A 15,588-nucleotide genomic window follows, 5' to 3' on the forward strand; every position below is an offset into this window, starting at 1 on the left:
GCGCCATCGCGCCATCCAGCATGAACACGAAGATTCGACCGCCGTCGCGAGTTCGCGGCGGCATTCCCCGAAGCAATCAGGATTACGCATGAAGCAACAGAAGATTCACCCGAAACTCGAACAGGCATTGACGCGGGGCGACCTCGCGATCCGCCAGGCCAATTCCGCGCGCGCGACGGCCGTCTTGAACGCGCTCGGCAAGATGATCATCGAGGCTTCCTCGACGATCGGTGTCGAGGCCAGCATCGACATCCCGCAGGGCGAGCGCATCTATGACCCGGCCAATGGCCTGTGGCCGCAGCGGATGCGGGTCTCGTTCGACGGTCCCGTCGAGGACGCGGACGAGGAGGAGCTGCGCTCGGTGTATCTGATGGCCGACGATCCGGGCACCATGTTCCGCGTCGAATGGCATCGCGCCGACGGCAAGCTCGGCCGCCACGAAGGCGGCCCGATCGCCACCGTGGCCTTCCTGACCGACGTCGAGATGCCCTGGGGCGACGACGACGCCTGAGCGCCGTTGCCGGTGCCCGGCGTCGGCCGCCATGCCGCCGTGCCTGGCGGCGGGCAGGGCGTTCAGCGCATCATGCGCCGCCGGAACAGCCAGGCGGAAACCACGAAGCCGCCCAGCGCATAGGCGGCCAGCACGCCCGCATGCAGGGCGACGTCCTCGGCGGGCCGCCCCAGCATCGCGGGGCGGATCAGGTCGACGGCATTGGCCAGCGGCAGCGCATGCGCGGCATGCCGGGCCAGCGAGGGCAGCTGCGAGACCGGGAAGAACACGCCCGAGAGCAGCAGCATCGGCGTGAGCGCCAGCGTCTGGTAGAACATGAAGAAGTCGTAGGACGGCGCGATCGCCGTCACCACCATCGCGATGCTCGCGAACGCGAGCCCCGCGAGCGCGATCACGGGCAGCGCCGCCAGCAGCGACGGAAACGCGGCGTAACCGAGCACGCTCGCCACCAGCATGATCGCGGTGCCCGACAGCATCGCCTTGCTGGCGGCCCAGACGATCTCGCCGAGAACGATGTCGCCGAGCGCGAGCGGCGTATGCATGATCGCTTCCCAGGTGCGCTGCACGTGCATGCGCGAAAATCCCGAATACATCGCCTCGAAACTGGCCGACATCATCACGCTCGAGCCGACCGTGCCGGCCGCCAGGAAGGCGATGTAGGACACGCCGTCGACATGGCCGACCATCAGGCCGAGCCCCAGCCCCAGCCCGAACAGATAGATCATCGGATCGGCGAGATTGCCGATCATCGAGGCGAAGGCCAGCTTTTTCCAGACCAGGTAGTTGCGGCGCCAGACGGCCATCCAGTTGACGGCATTGGCGGGCAGGGCGATCGCGAAGCGCGAGCCCGGTTGCGGGTTGGCGTGGGTGCCGGTGGCGGCGTGGTGGCGGGTATCCATCGATCGTTCAGTCCTGCATGTCGCGGCCGGTGAGCCGCAGGAACACATCCTCGAGATTGGCGGGCCGGTGCAGATAGCGCAGCCCGGCGCGGCCGCGCAGGGCCTGGATCAGCGGCGCCGGATCGTCGGCATAGCAGAACAGCGTCTCGCCGCTGATCTCGGCGCGCGAGGCGAGCGGCGTCAGCTCCGCGCGCAAGGCTTGCGGATCGGGGCCGTAGATCTCCACCACGTCGCAGCCGATCTCGCTTTCGATCAGCGCCGGCGGCGCGCCCTCGGCGATCTTGCGCCCGGCCTCGATCACGCAGAGCCGGTCGCACAGCCGCTCGGCCTCTTCCATGAAATGGGTGGTCAGCAGGATGGTCTTGCCGCGCGCGAGCAGCGAGCGCAGGCGCTCCCACATCAGGTGCCGCGCCTGCGGATCGAGCCCGGTGGTCGGCTCGTCGAGCACCAGCACGTCGGGATCGTTGACCAGCGCGCGCGCCAGCGTGAGCCGGCGCTTCATGCCGCCCGACAGCTCGCCGACCTTCGCGTCGGCCTTGCTCTCGAGCTTGGCGAATTCGAGCAGCGATGGCACCAGCGCGCGCGCCTCGCGCGCCGATTGCCCGAAATAACGGCTGAACACCAGCAGGTTCTCGCGCACGCTGAAATCGGGATCGAGATTGTCGAACTGCGGCACCACGCCGACGCGCTGCCGCGCGTGCCGCGCACGCGACGGCACCGGCTCGCCGCACAGTCGGATCGTGCCCGCGTCGGGCCAGGTGATGCCGAGCAGCATGCGCAGCGTGGTGGTCTTGCCGGCGCCGTTCGGCCCGAGCAGGCCGAAGCACTCGCCGCGCTGCACGTTGAACGACAGGCCGTCGACGACGAGCTTGTCGCCGAAATGTTTTTTGACCTGCTGGAATTCGATCGGGGCGACGGACATGGGCAGGGCGGCGTAAGAGTCGACACGAAGCGGCCATTCTAGTGCATCGAGTCCCGATTTCGGCTCCTGGGCGGCGCCCGGATCGTGCAAGCCTGCACCGCGATGCGGCATCGACGTGCCGTCGATACGGAAATCGCCTGTGGGTGTTTTCCATCCCTTGCATCCTGAATTGCGGCGCACGATGATGAATCAACGACCCGACGTCGCGATGGAGGCGATCATGGCCAGTTACCAGAAAATCCTGCTGTGCTACGACGGCACGCTCGAGGGCCGCAAGGCCCTGCGCTGCGGCGCGGATCTCGCGCTCGAGCTGAAGGCCGAGACACACCTGCTGTCGGTGGTCGACATGCGCTCGACCATCGCGCAAAGCGCGGGCCTGCTGACCGACGTCGCCTGCGGCCGCTTCGAGGAGACGGCGCGCGAGATCCTGCAGGAAGGGGTGGACTGGCTGACCGAGCGCGGCGTGCAGGCGCAAGGCCATTTCGCCTTCGGTTATCCGATCGAGGAGATCGCGAACCTCGCGAAGGCCTTGAATGTCGACCTGGTGGTGGTCGGCCACCGCTGCCGCAGCGGCCTGTCGCGCTGGTGGATGGGCGCGGGCAATACGCAACTGCTCGACCGCGTGTCCTGCAGCATCCTGGTGGCCTGCTCCTCGTCGGACGAGCAGCGCGAGGAGCGTGCCAAGGAGCGCGAAGCGGCTCTCGCCGGCAGCGGCGCTGCATAGATCAGGGTATCGGCGGACGGGCGGCCGGTGCCGCCCGGAACGGCGCCATGCCGGTTGAGGCAACCGGCATGAACGCCATGATTCACTTCCTCGTCTCGTCGCGCCCGCCGGCGCGACATGCTCAGCGATGCAGATCGATCGCGCTGAGCTTCCATCCGAACAGCCCGCTGCGCCGGAAGATCGCCGCGTAGCGCGCGCCATCGACATTCTTCCGATACACGACGACGAATTCGTCGATCCCGTTATAGGCCGCGCTCGCCTGCGGCGCCGCGGGCTTGCCCGCGTTGCTACCGCTGGTGGGTGCCGGTGCTGGCGGGCTCGGCGCGGCCGGCGGCGCGCTGCCCAGGCCGGCAGGCGCGGCGGCCGTGGACGCGGGCTGGTCGAGCGAGGGCGGATGCTCGCCCGGATCGGCCTTGGGCGGCAGGCCGCTGAGCAGCGCGGCCACGCCTTCGGGCGTCGCATAGGCATCGACCAGCGGCCCGATCAGCGCCGAGCCGATCATCGCGCCCAGCATCGCCAGCGGATTATTGTGCCGCTGCAGGTCGATGCGCCGCATCAACTCCTCGGTCAACTGCTGCTTGAGGCTCACGCGCAGGGCCGGATAGTCGACATGGCGGCTGATCGCCTCGGCGTCGCGCGTGTCGACGGCCTGTTTCAGCTCGCGCAGCGCGAGATAGGGCGAGGCATAGGCATAAACGATCGTCGCCAGCACCAGCAGCGCGAGGGCGACGACGAGGAGCGGCTTGAACCGGCCGCCGCGGGACGGGGAGAGGGGCACCAGGCCTCCATGGGATACGGACTCTAGCTAGAGACGTATCAGACGGCCGAACGTTCCTCGGCGATGCAGCGATCGATCATGCGGCACACCGCATCGATCGTGCCCACCATGATCAGGCGCGACGGCCCGTGGTAGACGCGCACCGGCGCGCGCCGTGCCGGTTCCGCATGATGCAGCCCCGCGTTGAGCGAGACGCGCGCGAAGGCCGGCAGGGCCGAGGGCAGCAGCGAGGCCTGCTCCGCCACCGCGGCGGCCGGCTCCGGCGCGACGGCGTCGGGCGCGGCGCTGCCGAGCGGTGCGCAGGGCATGCGCCCCCGCAGGTGACGCAGGCGGCCGAATTGACGGAAGGGCAGCAGGCGGGCGAGGCGTTCCATGGCGTTCTCCAGGTCGAGCGGAGGAAACAAGGCAAAGCACAGGACGATGCGCAGCACAACGCGCAGGCAATACTCGGCCAGTGCGCGCGCGGCGCACCAGCAGGACGGATGGCGCCGCAGCGCCCGGGATCAGAATTCGCCGGAGCGGATCAGGCCGACGGCGATGCCTTCCAGCGCGAACTCGGCGCTGCCGGCCTTCACGAAGATGTTTTCGTAATCGGGGTTCTCGGCGATCAGTTCGATGCCGGAGGAATGACGCTTGAGGCGCTTGACGGTGACGTCGTCGCCGAGCCGGGCGACGATGATCTGGCCGTCCTTGGCCTCGCTGCGCTTCTGCACGGCGAGCAGGTCGCCGTCGAGGATGCCGGCGTCGCGCATCGACAGCCCGCGCACCTTCAAGAGGTAATCGGGCTTGCTGGAGAACAGCGCGGGATCGCAGGTGTAGTTCTGGGAGATGTGCTCTTGCGCGAGGATCGGGCTACCTGCCGCGACGCGGCCGACCAGCGGCAGCGAGAGCTGCATCAGCGCCGCGTGCGGCAGCGTGAGCTGGTGCGGGGCGTCGTCGCCGAGCAGGCGGATGCCGCGCGAGGCGCCGGCGGCCAGCTCGATCACGCCCTTGCGGGCCAGCGCCCGCAGGTGTTCCTCGGCCGCGTTCGGCGAGCTGAAGCCCAGCTCGGCCGCGATTTCCGCGCGGGTGGGCGGGAAGCCCGAGCGCTCGATCGCGCGACGAATCAAGTCGAACACTTGCTGCTGGCGTGCGGTGAGTTTGGTCATGGTCAACTGTATGGATAGACAGTGATCTGTATTTTTATACAGTGGTTCGGGAATTTCAAGCGTTACTTGAAGTTCGTCGCTATGACGTCGGTTCCGACGCGATCGAGCGACGTCGGAACGGCGGTTTCGATGCCTCAACCGTCCGCCGGGCGGTCTTTACCACTTTTGCTTCTTAAAAAATGAAGAACGATTATTTTTAATGATGAAAGCCGTTCGCTAGACTGGCCCGACATTGCTAATAACGACCCACGAACCTTTGGAGATCATCGGATGGTCAAGCGCAACACGGGGCTGGCTGGCGGCGTCCGCCGCCTGGTCGCAACACTGGCATTCGGCGCGGTGGCGCTGGGCGCCGCCACGCACGCACTGGCGGACACCACGCTGCTGAACGTCTCCTACGATCCGACCCGCGAGCTGTACCAGGACGTCAACCAGGCCTTCGGCAAGGAATGGAAGGCCAAGACCGGCGAGACCGTCAACTTCAAGCAGTCGCACGGCGGCTCGGGCGCGCAGGCGCGCTCGGTGCTCGACGGGCTGCAGGCCGACGTGGTCACGCTGGCGCTGGCCTGGGACATCGACGCGCTGGCCAACAAGGGCCTGGTCGCCAAGGACTGGCAGAAGCGCCTGCCCGACAACGCCTCGCCCTATACCTCGACCATCGTGTTCCTGGTGCGCAAGGGCAATCCGAAGGGCATCAAGGACTGGGACGACCTGATCAAGCCGGGCGTGTCGATCGTCACGCCGAACCCGAAGACCTCGGGCGGCGCGCGCTGGAACTACCTGGCGGCCTGGGCCTATGCGCTGCACAAGCCGGGCGGCAACGAGCAGAGCGCCAAGGATTTCGTCTCCAAGCTCTACAAGAACGCCGGCGTGCTCGATTCGGGCGCGCGCGGCGCGACCACCAGCTTCGTGCAGCGTGACATCGGCGACGTGCTGATCGCCTGGGAGAACGAGGCCTTCCTGTCGCTGAAGGAATTCGGCCCGGACAAGTTCCAGATCGTGGTGCCCTCGGTCAGCATCCTGGCCGAGCCGCCGGTGGCGGTGGTCGACAAGGTGGTGGACAAGAAGGGCGACCGCAAGCTGGCCGAGGCCTACCTGAACTTCCTCTACAGCAAGGAAGGCCAGGAGATCGCCGCGCGCAACTACTACCGCCCGCGCTCGAAGGACGTGCCGGCCGAGCTGACCAAGCAGTTCCCGAAGCTCAAGCTCTACACGGTGGACGACACCTTCGGCGGCTGGACCAACGCGCAGAAGACGCACTTCGCCGACGGCGGTGTGTTCGATTCGATCTACAAGCCGCAGTAAGCGCTGCGCACGTGGCTTGAGCGGTGGGACGGCGCGTCCGTGAACGGGTGAGCCGCTCCACCGCGGAAAAGGCAAAGACGCAAAGGCAGGACGGCAGTACCGAGGCCGCGCGGCCCGCAACCGGCACGCGCGGCCCGACATAACGACGATCGAACGCGCGGCCGGCCGGATCCTTCCGGCGGCCGCGCATCCCATGTCAACCAAGGAAGCGCATTTCGCATGACGACGTACACCTTCCGCAAGCCGAGCGCGCTGCCCGGCTTCGGCGTGACGCTCGGCATCACGGTGGCCTATCTGAGCCTCGTGGTGCTGATCCCGCTCGCCTCCACCTTCCTGAAGACCGCGACGCTGAGCTGGGACCAGTTCGTGGCCGCCACCACCTCGGCGCGCGTGCTGGCCTCCTACCGGCTGACCTTCCTGTCCGCGCTCGGCGGCGCCGTGATCAACGCCGTGTTCGGCTTCCTGGTCGCCTGGGTGCTGGTGCGCTACCGGTTTCCGCTCAAGCGCCTGGTCGACGCGATCGTCGACCTGCCGTTCGCGCTGCCGACCTCGGTGGCCGGCATCTCGCTGGCCGCCGTCTACGCGCAGAACGGCTGGGTCGGCCAGTACCTCGCGCCGCTCGGCATCAAGGTGGCGTTCACGCCGCTGGGCGTGCTGGTGGCGCTGACCTTCATCGGCCTGCCCTTCGTGGTGCGCACGGTGCAGCCCGTGCTCGAGGATTTCGAGCGCGAGCAGGAGGAGGCCGCGGCCTGCCTGGGCGCCTCGCGCTGGCTGACGTTCCGCCGCGTGGTGCTGCCGGCCGTGCTGCCGGCGCTGCTGACCGGCTTCGCGCTGGCCTTCGCGCGCGCGCTGGGCGAATACGGCTCGGTGATCTTCATCGCCGGCAACGTGCCGATGAAGTCCGAGATCACCTCGCTGCTGATCATCACCAAGCTCGAGCAGTACGACTACGCGGGCGCCACCGCGCTGGCGGTGGTGATGCTGGTGGTGTCCTTCCTGATGCTGCTGCTGATCAACACCCTGCAGTGGCTGCTGCAGCGCCGAACCAGCCGCGGCGCGAGCGGCCCGGCGCCGGCCGTTGCCGCCGCGGGTGCCGTGACCGGAGGTGCGCAATGAGCCGCGAATCGAGCAGTTCCGCGCTGCCGGCCGCCGCCGCGCCGCGCGCCAGGGCCGCGCGCCGCCAGGATCCGGTGGCCGAATCGCGCCTCACGCGCTGGGTGCTGACCGGTATCGCGCTGCTGTTCCTGGCCGGCTTCCTGGTGGTGCCGCTCGCGGCCGTGTTCGCGCAGGCGCTGGCCAAGGGCATCGGCTTCTATTTCGAGTCGCTGGCCGATCCGGACGCCTGGTCGGCGATCCTGCTGACCGTCACGGTGGCCGCCATCGCGGTGCCGCTGAACCTGGTGTTCGGGGTCTGCGCCTCCTGGGCGATCGCCAAGTTCGAGTTCCGCGGCAAGGCGCTCCTGACCACCCTGATCGACCTGCCGTTCTCGGTCTCGCCGGTGATCTCGGGCCTGGTCTACGTGCTGCTGTTCGGCGCGCAGGGCTGGCTCGGCCCCTGGCTGGAAGCGCACGACGTGCAGATCATCTTCGCCGTGCCCGGCATCGTGCTGGCGACCATCTTCGTGACCTTCCCGTTCGTCGCGCGCGAGCTGATCCCGCTGATGCAGGCGCAGGGCAACGACGAGGAGGAGGCCGCGCGGGTGCTGGGCGCCTCGGGCTGGCAGATCTTCCGCCGCGTGACCCTGCCCAACGTGCGCTGGGGCCTGCTGTACGGCGTGATCCTCTGCAATGCGCGCGCGATGGGCGAGTTCGGCGCGGTGTCGGTGGTCTCCGGCCATATCCGCGGCCAGACCGACACCATGCCGCTGCACGTCGAGATTCTCTACAACGAATACAACTTTTCGGCCGCCTTCGCGGTGGCATCGGTGCTGGCCCTGCTCGCGCTGGTGACGCTCGCGCTGAAGCTGCTCGCCGAACGCCGGATGTCGGCCGAACTCGCGGACGCGCGCGCCAGCGCCGCCTCGCATTCCTGAAGAGGCACACCAGATGGGTATCACCGTTCGCAATCTGCACAAGCAATTCGGCGACTTCACGGCGCTCGACGATGTTTCTCTCGATTTCCCGCCGGGCGAGCTGGTCGCGCTGCTGGGGCCTTCCGGCTGCGGCAAGACCACCCTGCTGCGCGTGATCGCCGGCCTGGAACACGCCGACGCGGGCCAGGTCGTGCTGCAGGGGCAGGACGTGGCCGACGTGGGCGCGCGCGAGCGCCAGGTCGGTTTCGTGTTCCAGCACTACGCGCTGTTCCGCCATATGACGGTGTTCGAGAACGTCGCCTTCGGCCTGCGCGTCAAGCCGCGCGGCGAGCGGCCCTCGGAGGCCGTGATCCGCGAGAAGGTGCACGAGCTGCTCAAGCTGGTCCAGCTCGACTGGCTCGCGCCGCGTTATCCGTCCGAGCTCTCGGGCGGCCAGCGCCAGCGCATCGCGCTGGCCCGCGCGCTGGCGGTCGAGCCCAAGGTGCTGCTGCTCGACGAGCCGTTCGGCGCGCTCGACGCCAAGGTGCGCAAGGAGCTGCGCAGCTGGCTGCGCCGCCTGCACGACGACCTGCACATCTCGACCATCTTCGTCACCCACGACCAGGAGGAAGCCCTGGAAGTGGCCGACCGCATCGTGGTGCTGAACCGGGGCCACGTGGAGCAGGTCGGCAGCCCGCAGGACGTGTACGATCATCCGCAAAGCGCCTTCGTCTACGAATTCCTCGGCGCGGCCAACCGGCTCGACGGCGTGGTGCACGGCGACGGTTTCGTGGCCGATGGCGCGAGCGGCCCGATCGCGGTCGCCGCCGATTTCTCCGGCCGCGCGCACGCCTATGTGCGCCCGCACGACCTGCAGGTGGTGGCGCATGCCGACGCGCGCTCGGACGGCATCGCCGTCGACGTGCGGCGGGTGGTGCCGCTGGGCAGCTCGGTGCGCATCGAGCTCGCGCCGCGCGCCGGCGGCGCGCTGCTGGAAGCCGAGCTCGATCGCGAAACCTGGCGCGCGCTGGCGCTCGGCGTGGGCGACGGCGCCACCGCGGTGGCCCGCAGCGCGCGTGTGTTCCCGGCGCGCTGACGTGCCGCCGCATCCTTCCTCATCGATAACGACAACGCCCCTGAGAGGCTGACCCATGAATTTCCAGCAATTGCGCTTCGTCCGGGAAGCGGTACGCCAGAACATGAACCTGACGGAAGTCGCGAACGTGCTCTACACGTCGCAGTCGGGCGTCTCGAAGCAGATCAAGGATCTCGAGGACGAACTGGGCGTCGACATCTTCATCCGTCGCGGCAAGCGCCTGACCGGCCTCACCGAGCCCGGCAAGGCGGTGCACCAGCTGATCGAGCGGATGCTGCTGGACGCCGAGAACCTGCGTCGCGTGGCGCGCCAGTACGCCGACCAGGACAGCGGCCACCTGGTGGTGGCGACCACCCACACGCAGGCGCGCTACGCGCTGCCCAAGGTGATCCGCCAGTTCACCGACGTGTTCCCCAAGGTGCACCTGGCGCTGCGCCAGGGCAGCCCGCAGCAGATCGCGCAGATGATCCTCAGCGGCGAGGCCGACATCGGCATCTCGACCGAGGCGCTGGACCGCTATCCCGACATCGTGACCTTCCCGTGCTATTCCTGGCACCACGTGGTGGTGGTGCCGAAGGACCACCCGCTGGTCGGTCGCGCCAACCTCACGCCCGAGGAGATCGCCGAGTACCCGATCATCACCTACGACCAGGACTTCACCGGTCGCTCGCATATCGACCAGGCCTTCGCCAAGGTGGGCGCGGTGCCCGACGTGGTGCTGACCGCGATCGACGCCGACGTGATCAAGACCTATGTCGAGCTCGGCATGGGCATCGGCGTGGTGGCGGCGATGGCCTACGACGCGCAGCGCGATTCGGGTCTGGTCGCGCTCGACACGCAGCACCTGTTCGAGGCCAGCACGACGCGGGTGGGCCTGCGCAAGGGCGCCTTCCTGCGCTCCTATGCCTACAAGCTGCTGGAGATGTTCGCGCCGCACCTGACCGAGGCCGAGATCGCCGCGCAACTGAAGGAAACCGCCGTCTGAGCGGCGAGGGCGGGGCGCCGGCGTCTCGCCCTCGGGTTCGCATCGCTCATCGCGCGAGCCGTTCCGGCTCGCCGCCCACCTGCCGTTCGCCGGGGCCATGTCGCGGCCGAATCCCTCGCGCGGGCGCGTCCTGTCTTGCGCTTGCCTTGCAAGATCCCCACAATCCCGGAATCGGTACAAACCCCGTTGCGTAATCGGCACGATCGGTACAGCATTGGCGCTTCCCGGTACGAACAAAAACGGACGGGATGCACGAGATGGGTGAAATCGACTGCCGGCAATCGCTCGCGCTTCCTGTTCACGCCGCTTCAGGGCGTATTTTCCTGATTCGACGGACGTACCACGGCAAACGTTTGCTCAACATGAAAACGACACCCGGGGCAACCGGGCACACACAGTGAGGAGATTTCGCATGGACTTCCAGATTCGCCGCCGTGTTCTCGCCGCCGCGCTCGCCGGCGCCGCCATTGCCGTCGCGCCGCTCGGCGCCCATGCGCAAGCCGCCCACAAGCCCAAGGTCGCGCTGGTGATGAAGTCGCTCGCCAACGAGTTCTTCCTGACCATGGAGAACGGCGCGAAGGAATACCAGCAGCACAACCCGGCGATGTTCGACCTGGTCACCAACGGCATCAAGGACGAGACCGACACCGCCAACCAGATCCGCATCGTCGAGCAGATGATCGTCTCCAAGGTCGACGCGATCGTGCTCGCGCCGGCCGATTCGAAGGCGCTGGTGCCGGTGGTCAAGAAGGCGGTCGACGCCGGCATCATCGTGATCAACATCGACAACCGGCTCGATCCGGACGTGCTGAAGTCGAAGAACCTCAACGTGCCCTTCGTCGGCCCCGACAATCGCAAGGGCGCCCGCAAGATCGGCGACTACCTCGCCAAGAACCTGAAGGCCGGCGACGAGGTCGGCATCATCGAGGGCGTGTCGACCACCACCAACGCGCAGCAGCGCACCGCCGGCTTCCAGGACGCGATGAAGGCGGTGGGCGCCAAGGTGGTCTCGCTGCAGTCGGGCGAGTGGGAGATCGACAAGGGCAACGCGGTGGCCTCGGCCATGCTCAACGAGTACCCGAATCTGAAGGCGCTGCTGTGCGGCAACGACAGCATGGCGATCGGCGCGGTCTCGGCGGTGCGCGCGGCCGGCAAGGCCGGCAAGGTCTACGTGGTCGGCTACGACAACATCAACGCGATCAAGCCGATGCTGCAGGACGGCCGCGTGCTCGCCACGGCCGACCAGTACGCGGCCAAGCAGGCGGTGTTCGGCATCGACACGGCGCTCAAGGCGATCGCCGAGCACAAGAAGCAGGCCGAGCTGTCGGGCACGGTCGAGACGCCGGTCGACCTGGTCGTCAAGAAGTAAGTGACCCGCATGGCGACGATTCCCAGCGCCGCGGCATCCCCGGCCGCGCCGGTGCTCGAGGTCGAGGGCGTCGGCAAGACCTACGCCGAGCCGGTGCTGGCCGGCGTCTCGCTCGCGCTGCACGCGGGCGAGGCGCTGGCCCTCACGGGCGAGAACGGCGCGGGCAAGAGCACCCTGTCGAAGATCATCGGCGGGCTGGTCACGCCCACCGGCGGCAGCTTGCGGCTGGCCGGCGGCGCCTATGCGCCGGCCAGCCGCAACGAGGCGGAGGCACTCGGGATCCGCATGGTGATGCAGGAGCTGAACCTGCTGCCCACCCTGACGGTGGCCGAGAACCTGTTCCTCAACCGCCTGCCGCGCCGCTTCGGCGTGATCGACCGCGGCCGGCTGCGCGCCGACGCGCGCGAGGCGATGGCGCGCGTCGGGCTCGACGCGATCGATCCCGATACGCCGGTGGGCGCGCTCGGCATCGGCCATCAGCAGATGGTCGAGATCGCGCGCAACCTGATCGGCGACTGCCGCGTGCTGATCCTCGACGAACCCACCGCGATGCTGACCGCGCGCGAGGTCGAGCTGCTGTTCGCGCAGATCGACCGCCTCAAGGCGCGCGGCGTGGCGCTGGTCTACATCTCGCACCGCCTCGAGGAGCTGGCGCGGGTGGCCGAGCGCGTGGCCGTGCTGCGCGACGGGCGGCTGGTCCATGTCGGGCCGATGGGCGAGGTCTCGACCGAGCGGCTGGTGGCCCTGATGGCCGGGCGCGAGGTGGGCGAGCACATCGATCTCGGCGAGCGCCGGATCGGCGCGCCGCGCCTGGCGGTGGCCGGGCTCACGCGCGGCAGCGTGGTGCGCGACATCTCCTTCGAGGTGCGCGCCGGCGAGATCTTCGGCATTTCCGGCCTGATCGGCGCCGGGCGCACCGAGCTGCTGCGGCTGATCTACGGCGCCGACCGCGCCGATCGCGGCACGGTGTCGATCGGCACGCCGCCGCGCCCGGTGAAGATCCAGTCGCCCTCCGACGCGGTGCGCCAGGGCATCGCGCTGATCACCGAGGACCGCAAGGGCGAGGGCCTGCTGCTGTCGCAGCCGATCGCCGCCAATGTCTCGCTCGGCCAGCTCGGCCGCATCTCGCGGGCCGGCGTGGTCGACACCGCGCGCGAGCACGCGCTCGCGCAGCGCCAGATCGACGCGATGCGGATCCGCACGCGCGGCCCGGCGCAGACGGTGGGCGAACTCTCGGGCGGCAACCAGCAGAAGGTCGTGATCGGCCGCTGGCTGGCCCACGACATGGCCGTGCTGCTGTTCGACGAACCCACCCGCGGCATCGACGTCGGCGCCAAGTTCGACATCTATGCGCTGATGGGCGCGCTGGCTCGCGAGGGTCGCGCGCTGGTGGTGGTGTCCAGCGACCTGCGCGAGCTGATGCTGATCTGCGATCGCATCGGCGTGATGTCGGCGGGGCGCATGAGCGCCGTGTTCGAGCGCGGCGGCTGGACCCAGGACAGTCTGCTGGCCGCCGCCTTTGCCGGCTTCTCGCGCCGCGATGCCAGCGCCGCGCCCTTGCCGGCTGCAGGCCCGTCCTCCGGGGCGGGTGATTCGACCCCAGGAATTCTTTCATGAACGAACCCATCGTCCCCGGCCGCGAGACGGCCGACTCCACCCCGGCGGCCGCGCCCGACGCGGCCGCGCCGGCCGCCAAGCGCCTGTCCGGCACGCGCCTGGGCCTGTCCAACTACCTGGGCTTGGCCGGCGCGCTGATCGCGATGATCGCGCTGTTCTCGGTGCTCAGCTCGCATTTCCTCACCTACGACACCTTCAGCACCATCGCCAACCAGATTCCCGACCTGGTGGTGATGTCGGTCGGCATGACCTTCGTGCTGATCATCGCCGGCATCGACCTGTCGGTCGGCTCGGTGCTGGCGCTGGCGGCCTCCTTCGTCAGCGTGGCCGCCCTGAAATGGCACTGGGGGCCGCTGCCCTCGGCGCTGCTCGGGATCGCCGCGGCGGCCGTGACCGGCATGCTGACCGGCGCGGTCACGGTGGGCTGGCGGATTCCGTCCTTCATCGTCTCGCTCGGCGTGCTGGAGGGCGCGCGCGGCCTGGCCTACCAGCTCACCAACTCGCGCACCGCCTATATCGGCGACGCCTTCGATTTCCTCTCCAATCCGTTCGCGCTCGGCATCTCGCCGGCCTTCGTGATCGCCGTGCTGGTGATGATCGTGGCCCAGTTCGTGCTGACCCGCACCGTGTTCGGACGCTATCTGGTTGGTATCGGTACCAACGAAGAGGCGGTAAGGCTTGCCGGGGTGAACCCTCGTCCGTATAAAATCATTGTGTTTGCGTTGATGGGCGCGCTCGCGGGGCTTGCGGCGCTGTTCCAGATCTCGCGTCTCGAAGCGGCCGATCCGAATGCCGGCGTCGGGCTCGAACTGCAGGTCATCGCGGCCGTCGTGATCGGCGGCACGAGCCTGATGGGCGGGCGCGGCTCGGTGATCAGCACCTTCTTCGGCGTGTTGATCATCTCGGTGCTGGCCGCGGGGCTGGCGCAGATCGGCGCGAACGAACCGACCAAGCGCATCATTACCGGGGCCGTGATCGTCGTTGCCGTCGTGCTCGACACCTATCGCAGCCGCCGCACGCGCACTTAAAGACAGACCAGAGGGATTCAGAATGGCGACGATCAAGGATGTGGCGGCCATGGCCGGCGTATCGTTCACGACGGTGTCGCACGTGGTGAACAATTCGCGGCCGGTGTCGGCCGACGTGAGGGCCAAGGTGGAGCGGGCGATCGTCCAGCTCAACTACGTCCCGTCGGCCGTGGCGCGATCCCTGAAGGCGCGCTCGACGGCCACCATCGGCCTGGTGGTGCCCAACAGCACCAACCCGTATTTCGCCGAACTGGCGCGCGGCATCGAGGACCAATGCGCGGCGCGCGGTTATTGCGTGTTCTTCTGCAATTCCGACGACGATCCCATCAAGCAGCGAAACTATCTGCGCGTGCTGCAGGAAAAGCGCATCGACGGGCTGATCATCGCCTCGGCCGGCGAGGACACGGTGCTGGCTCAGACCCTGGCCGATTCGCGCGAGCCGCTGGTGATCGTCGACCGCAATATCGAGGGGCTGTCCGCCGACCTGGTGCAGATCGACCACGAACGCGGCGCCTACCTGGCCACGCGCCACCTGATCGAGCTCGGCCATTCGCGGATCGGCTGCATCACGGGCCCGGTCGACACGGCGGTGAGCGCGATGCGCGTGCACGGCTTCATCCGCGCGATGGCCGAACGCGGCATCGACATCATCCCGGGCGCGATCGCCGAAAGCGACTTCTCCTGCCTGGGCGGCTATCGCGCGGCGGCCGAGCTGATCGACGCGCTGCATCCCAGCGCGATCTTCGCCGGCAACGACCTGATGGGGATCGGCGCGCTGCGCGCGGCCGCCGAGCGCGGGCTGCGCGTGCCGACCGACTGCTCGATCATCGGCTTCGACGACATCGAGATGTCGAGCTACACCTATCCGGCACTCTCCACGGTCGGCCAGTCGGTGCGCGCGCTCGGCGAGATCGCCGCGCAGACCCTGATCGAGCGGATCTCGGCGGGCGCCTCGGCGCCGGCCAAGCGGCGTCGCGTGGTGTCGCCGCGCCTGGTGCTGCGCGAATCGACCGCGCCTTATGGCGGCGCGCCCGGCGCCGCGCCCGCGGCGGCCGGCGGAGGGCAGGCATGAGCGGTACGCCGGTTTCGACCTCCGCGCGCGGAAACGTTGCCGTGGTCGGCAGCCTCAACATGGACCTGATCGTGCGCGCGCCGCGCCTGCCCAAGCCGGGCGAGACGCTGAGCGGGCACGGT

General features: G+C 68.6%; 16 protein-coding genes and 1 pseudogene. 12 read left to right on the plus strand and 5 right to left on the minus strand.

From position 1 onward, the window contains the following. The first annotated feature begins 88 nt into the window (after positions 1–88). On the plus strand, positions 89–511 hold the full coding sequence (locus F3J18_RS20665) for a hypothetical protein (protein WP_025098070.1): 423 nt from the start codon (positions 89–91) through the stop codon (positions 509–511). A gap of 62 nt (positions 512–573) precedes the next feature. On the opposite strand, the gene F3J18_RS20670 is transcribed toward F3J18_RS20665, so the two are convergent. Both F3J18_RS20670 and nodI read right to left on the minus strand, forming a co-directional pair. Further along, positions 574–1,410 (minus strand): ABC transporter permease, encoded by an 837-nt coding sequence (locus F3J18_RS20670; RefSeq protein ID WP_166913920.1) that lies wholly within the window; start codon positions 1,408–1,410, stop codon positions 574–576. Between the two features lie 7 nt (positions 1,411–1,417). Further along, positions 1,418–2,332 carry a nodulation factor ABC transporter ATP-binding protein NodI gene (nodI, locus tag F3J18_RS20675; protein ID WP_166913922.1) on the minus strand — a complete coding sequence of 305 codons (915 nt, stop codon included), beginning with the start codon at positions 2,330–2,332 and terminating at the stop codon, positions 1,418–1,420. Between the two features lie 220 nt (positions 2,333–2,552). On the opposite strand from nodI, the gene F3J18_RS20680 reads away from it, so the two are divergent. After that, a complete protein-coding gene (locus F3J18_RS20680) occupies positions 2,553–3,056 on the plus strand; it encodes a universal stress protein (protein ID WP_013697872.1) in 504 nt (167 codons plus the stop codon). 121 nt (positions 3,057–3,177) lie between these two features. On the opposite strand, the gene F3J18_RS20685 is transcribed toward F3J18_RS20680, so the two are convergent. The 3 genes from F3J18_RS20685 to lexA form a co-directional block, all read right to left on the minus strand. Then, positions 3,178–3,834 carry a DUF2939 domain-containing protein gene (locus F3J18_RS20685; protein WP_166913924.1) on the minus strand — a complete coding sequence of 219 codons (657 nt, stop codon included), beginning with the start codon at positions 3,832–3,834 and terminating at the stop codon, positions 3,178–3,180. Positions 3,835–3,872: 38 nt separating this feature from the next. Further along, entirely contained in the window at positions 3,873–4,208 is a 336-nt protein-coding gene (locus F3J18_RS20690) for a hypothetical protein (protein ID WP_166913926.1), read from the minus strand. A gap of 129 nt (positions 4,209–4,337) precedes the next feature. After that, positions 4,338–4,982, minus strand: coding sequence for a transcriptional repressor LexA (lexA, locus tag F3J18_RS20695; RefSeq protein ID WP_013697875.1), 645 nt, complete (start codon positions 4,980–4,982; stop codon positions 4,338–4,340). A 270-nt stretch (positions 4,983–5,252) separates the two neighbouring features. Here lexA and F3J18_RS20700 point away from each other — a divergent pair, with 270 nt between their 5' ends. The 10 genes and pseudogenes from F3J18_RS20700 to F3J18_RS38245 form a co-directional block, all read left to right on the plus strand. Beyond that, positions 5,253–6,287, plus strand: a complete 1,035-nt coding sequence (locus tag F3J18_RS20700) for a sulfate ABC transporter substrate-binding protein (RefSeq protein WP_013697876.1) — start codon at positions 5,253–5,255, stop codon at positions 6,285–6,287. Positions 6,288–6,506: 219 nt separating this feature from the next. Then, positions 6,507–7,403, plus strand: coding sequence for a sulfate ABC transporter permease subunit CysT (cysT, locus tag F3J18_RS20705; RefSeq protein ID WP_166913928.1), 897 nt, complete (start codon positions 6,507–6,509; stop codon positions 7,401–7,403). Then, positions 7,400–8,320: a sulfate ABC transporter permease subunit CysW gene (cysW, locus tag F3J18_RS20710; RefSeq protein WP_166913930.1), complete on the plus strand. Its 921-nt coding sequence runs from the start codon at positions 7,400–7,402 to the stop codon at positions 8,318–8,320. Before cysT ends, cysW begins: the two co-directional genes overlap by 4 nt. A 13-nt stretch (positions 8,321–8,333) precedes the next feature. Then, on the plus strand, positions 8,334–9,395 hold the full coding sequence (locus tag F3J18_RS20715) for a sulfate ABC transporter ATP-binding protein (protein ID WP_166913932.1): 1,062 nt from the start codon (positions 8,334–8,336) through the stop codon (positions 9,393–9,395). Positions 9,396–9,450: 55 nt separating this feature from the next. Further along, positions 9,451–10,380, plus strand: coding sequence for a CysB family HTH-type transcriptional regulator (locus tag F3J18_RS20720; RefSeq protein WP_025098063.1), 930 nt, complete (start codon positions 9,451–9,453; stop codon positions 10,378–10,380). Positions 10,381–10,792: 412 nt separating this feature from the next. Beyond that, complete coding sequence (locus F3J18_RS20725) at positions 10,793–11,749, plus strand: sugar ABC transporter substrate-binding protein (RefSeq protein WP_025098062.1); 957 nt, start codon at positions 10,793–10,795, stop codon at positions 11,747–11,749. A gap of 9 nt (positions 11,750–11,758) precedes the next feature. After that, complete coding sequence (locus F3J18_RS20730; protein WP_166913934.1) at positions 11,759–13,366, plus strand: sugar ABC transporter ATP-binding protein; 1,608 nt, start codon at positions 11,759–11,761, stop codon at positions 13,364–13,366. After that, positions 13,363–14,394, plus strand: a complete 1,032-nt coding sequence (locus F3J18_RS20735; RefSeq protein WP_013697883.1) for an ABC transporter permease — start codon at positions 13,363–13,365, stop codon at positions 14,392–14,394. Before F3J18_RS20730 ends, F3J18_RS20735 begins: the two co-directional genes overlap by 4 nt. A 22-nt stretch (positions 14,395–14,416) precedes the next feature. Next, the gene (locus tag F3J18_RS20740) at positions 14,417–15,466 is read left to right on the plus strand and encodes a LacI family DNA-binding transcriptional regulator (RefSeq protein WP_025098060.1); all 1,050 of its coding nucleotides are present in this window, start codon (positions 14,417–14,419) and stop codon (positions 15,464–15,466) included. After that, a pseudogene (locus F3J18_RS38245) lies at positions 15,463–15,588 on the plus strand (ribokinase); the annotation flags it as partial. The gene F3J18_RS20740 and the pseudogene F3J18_RS38245, both read left to right, overlap by 4 nt.

The sequence above is a fragment of the Burkholderia sp. Ax-1720 genome (assembly GCF_011753035.1).
In the GTDB taxonomy this organism is placed as follows: domain Bacteria; phylum Pseudomonadota; class Gammaproteobacteria; order Burkholderiales; family Burkholderiaceae; genus Burkholderia; species Burkholderia gladioli.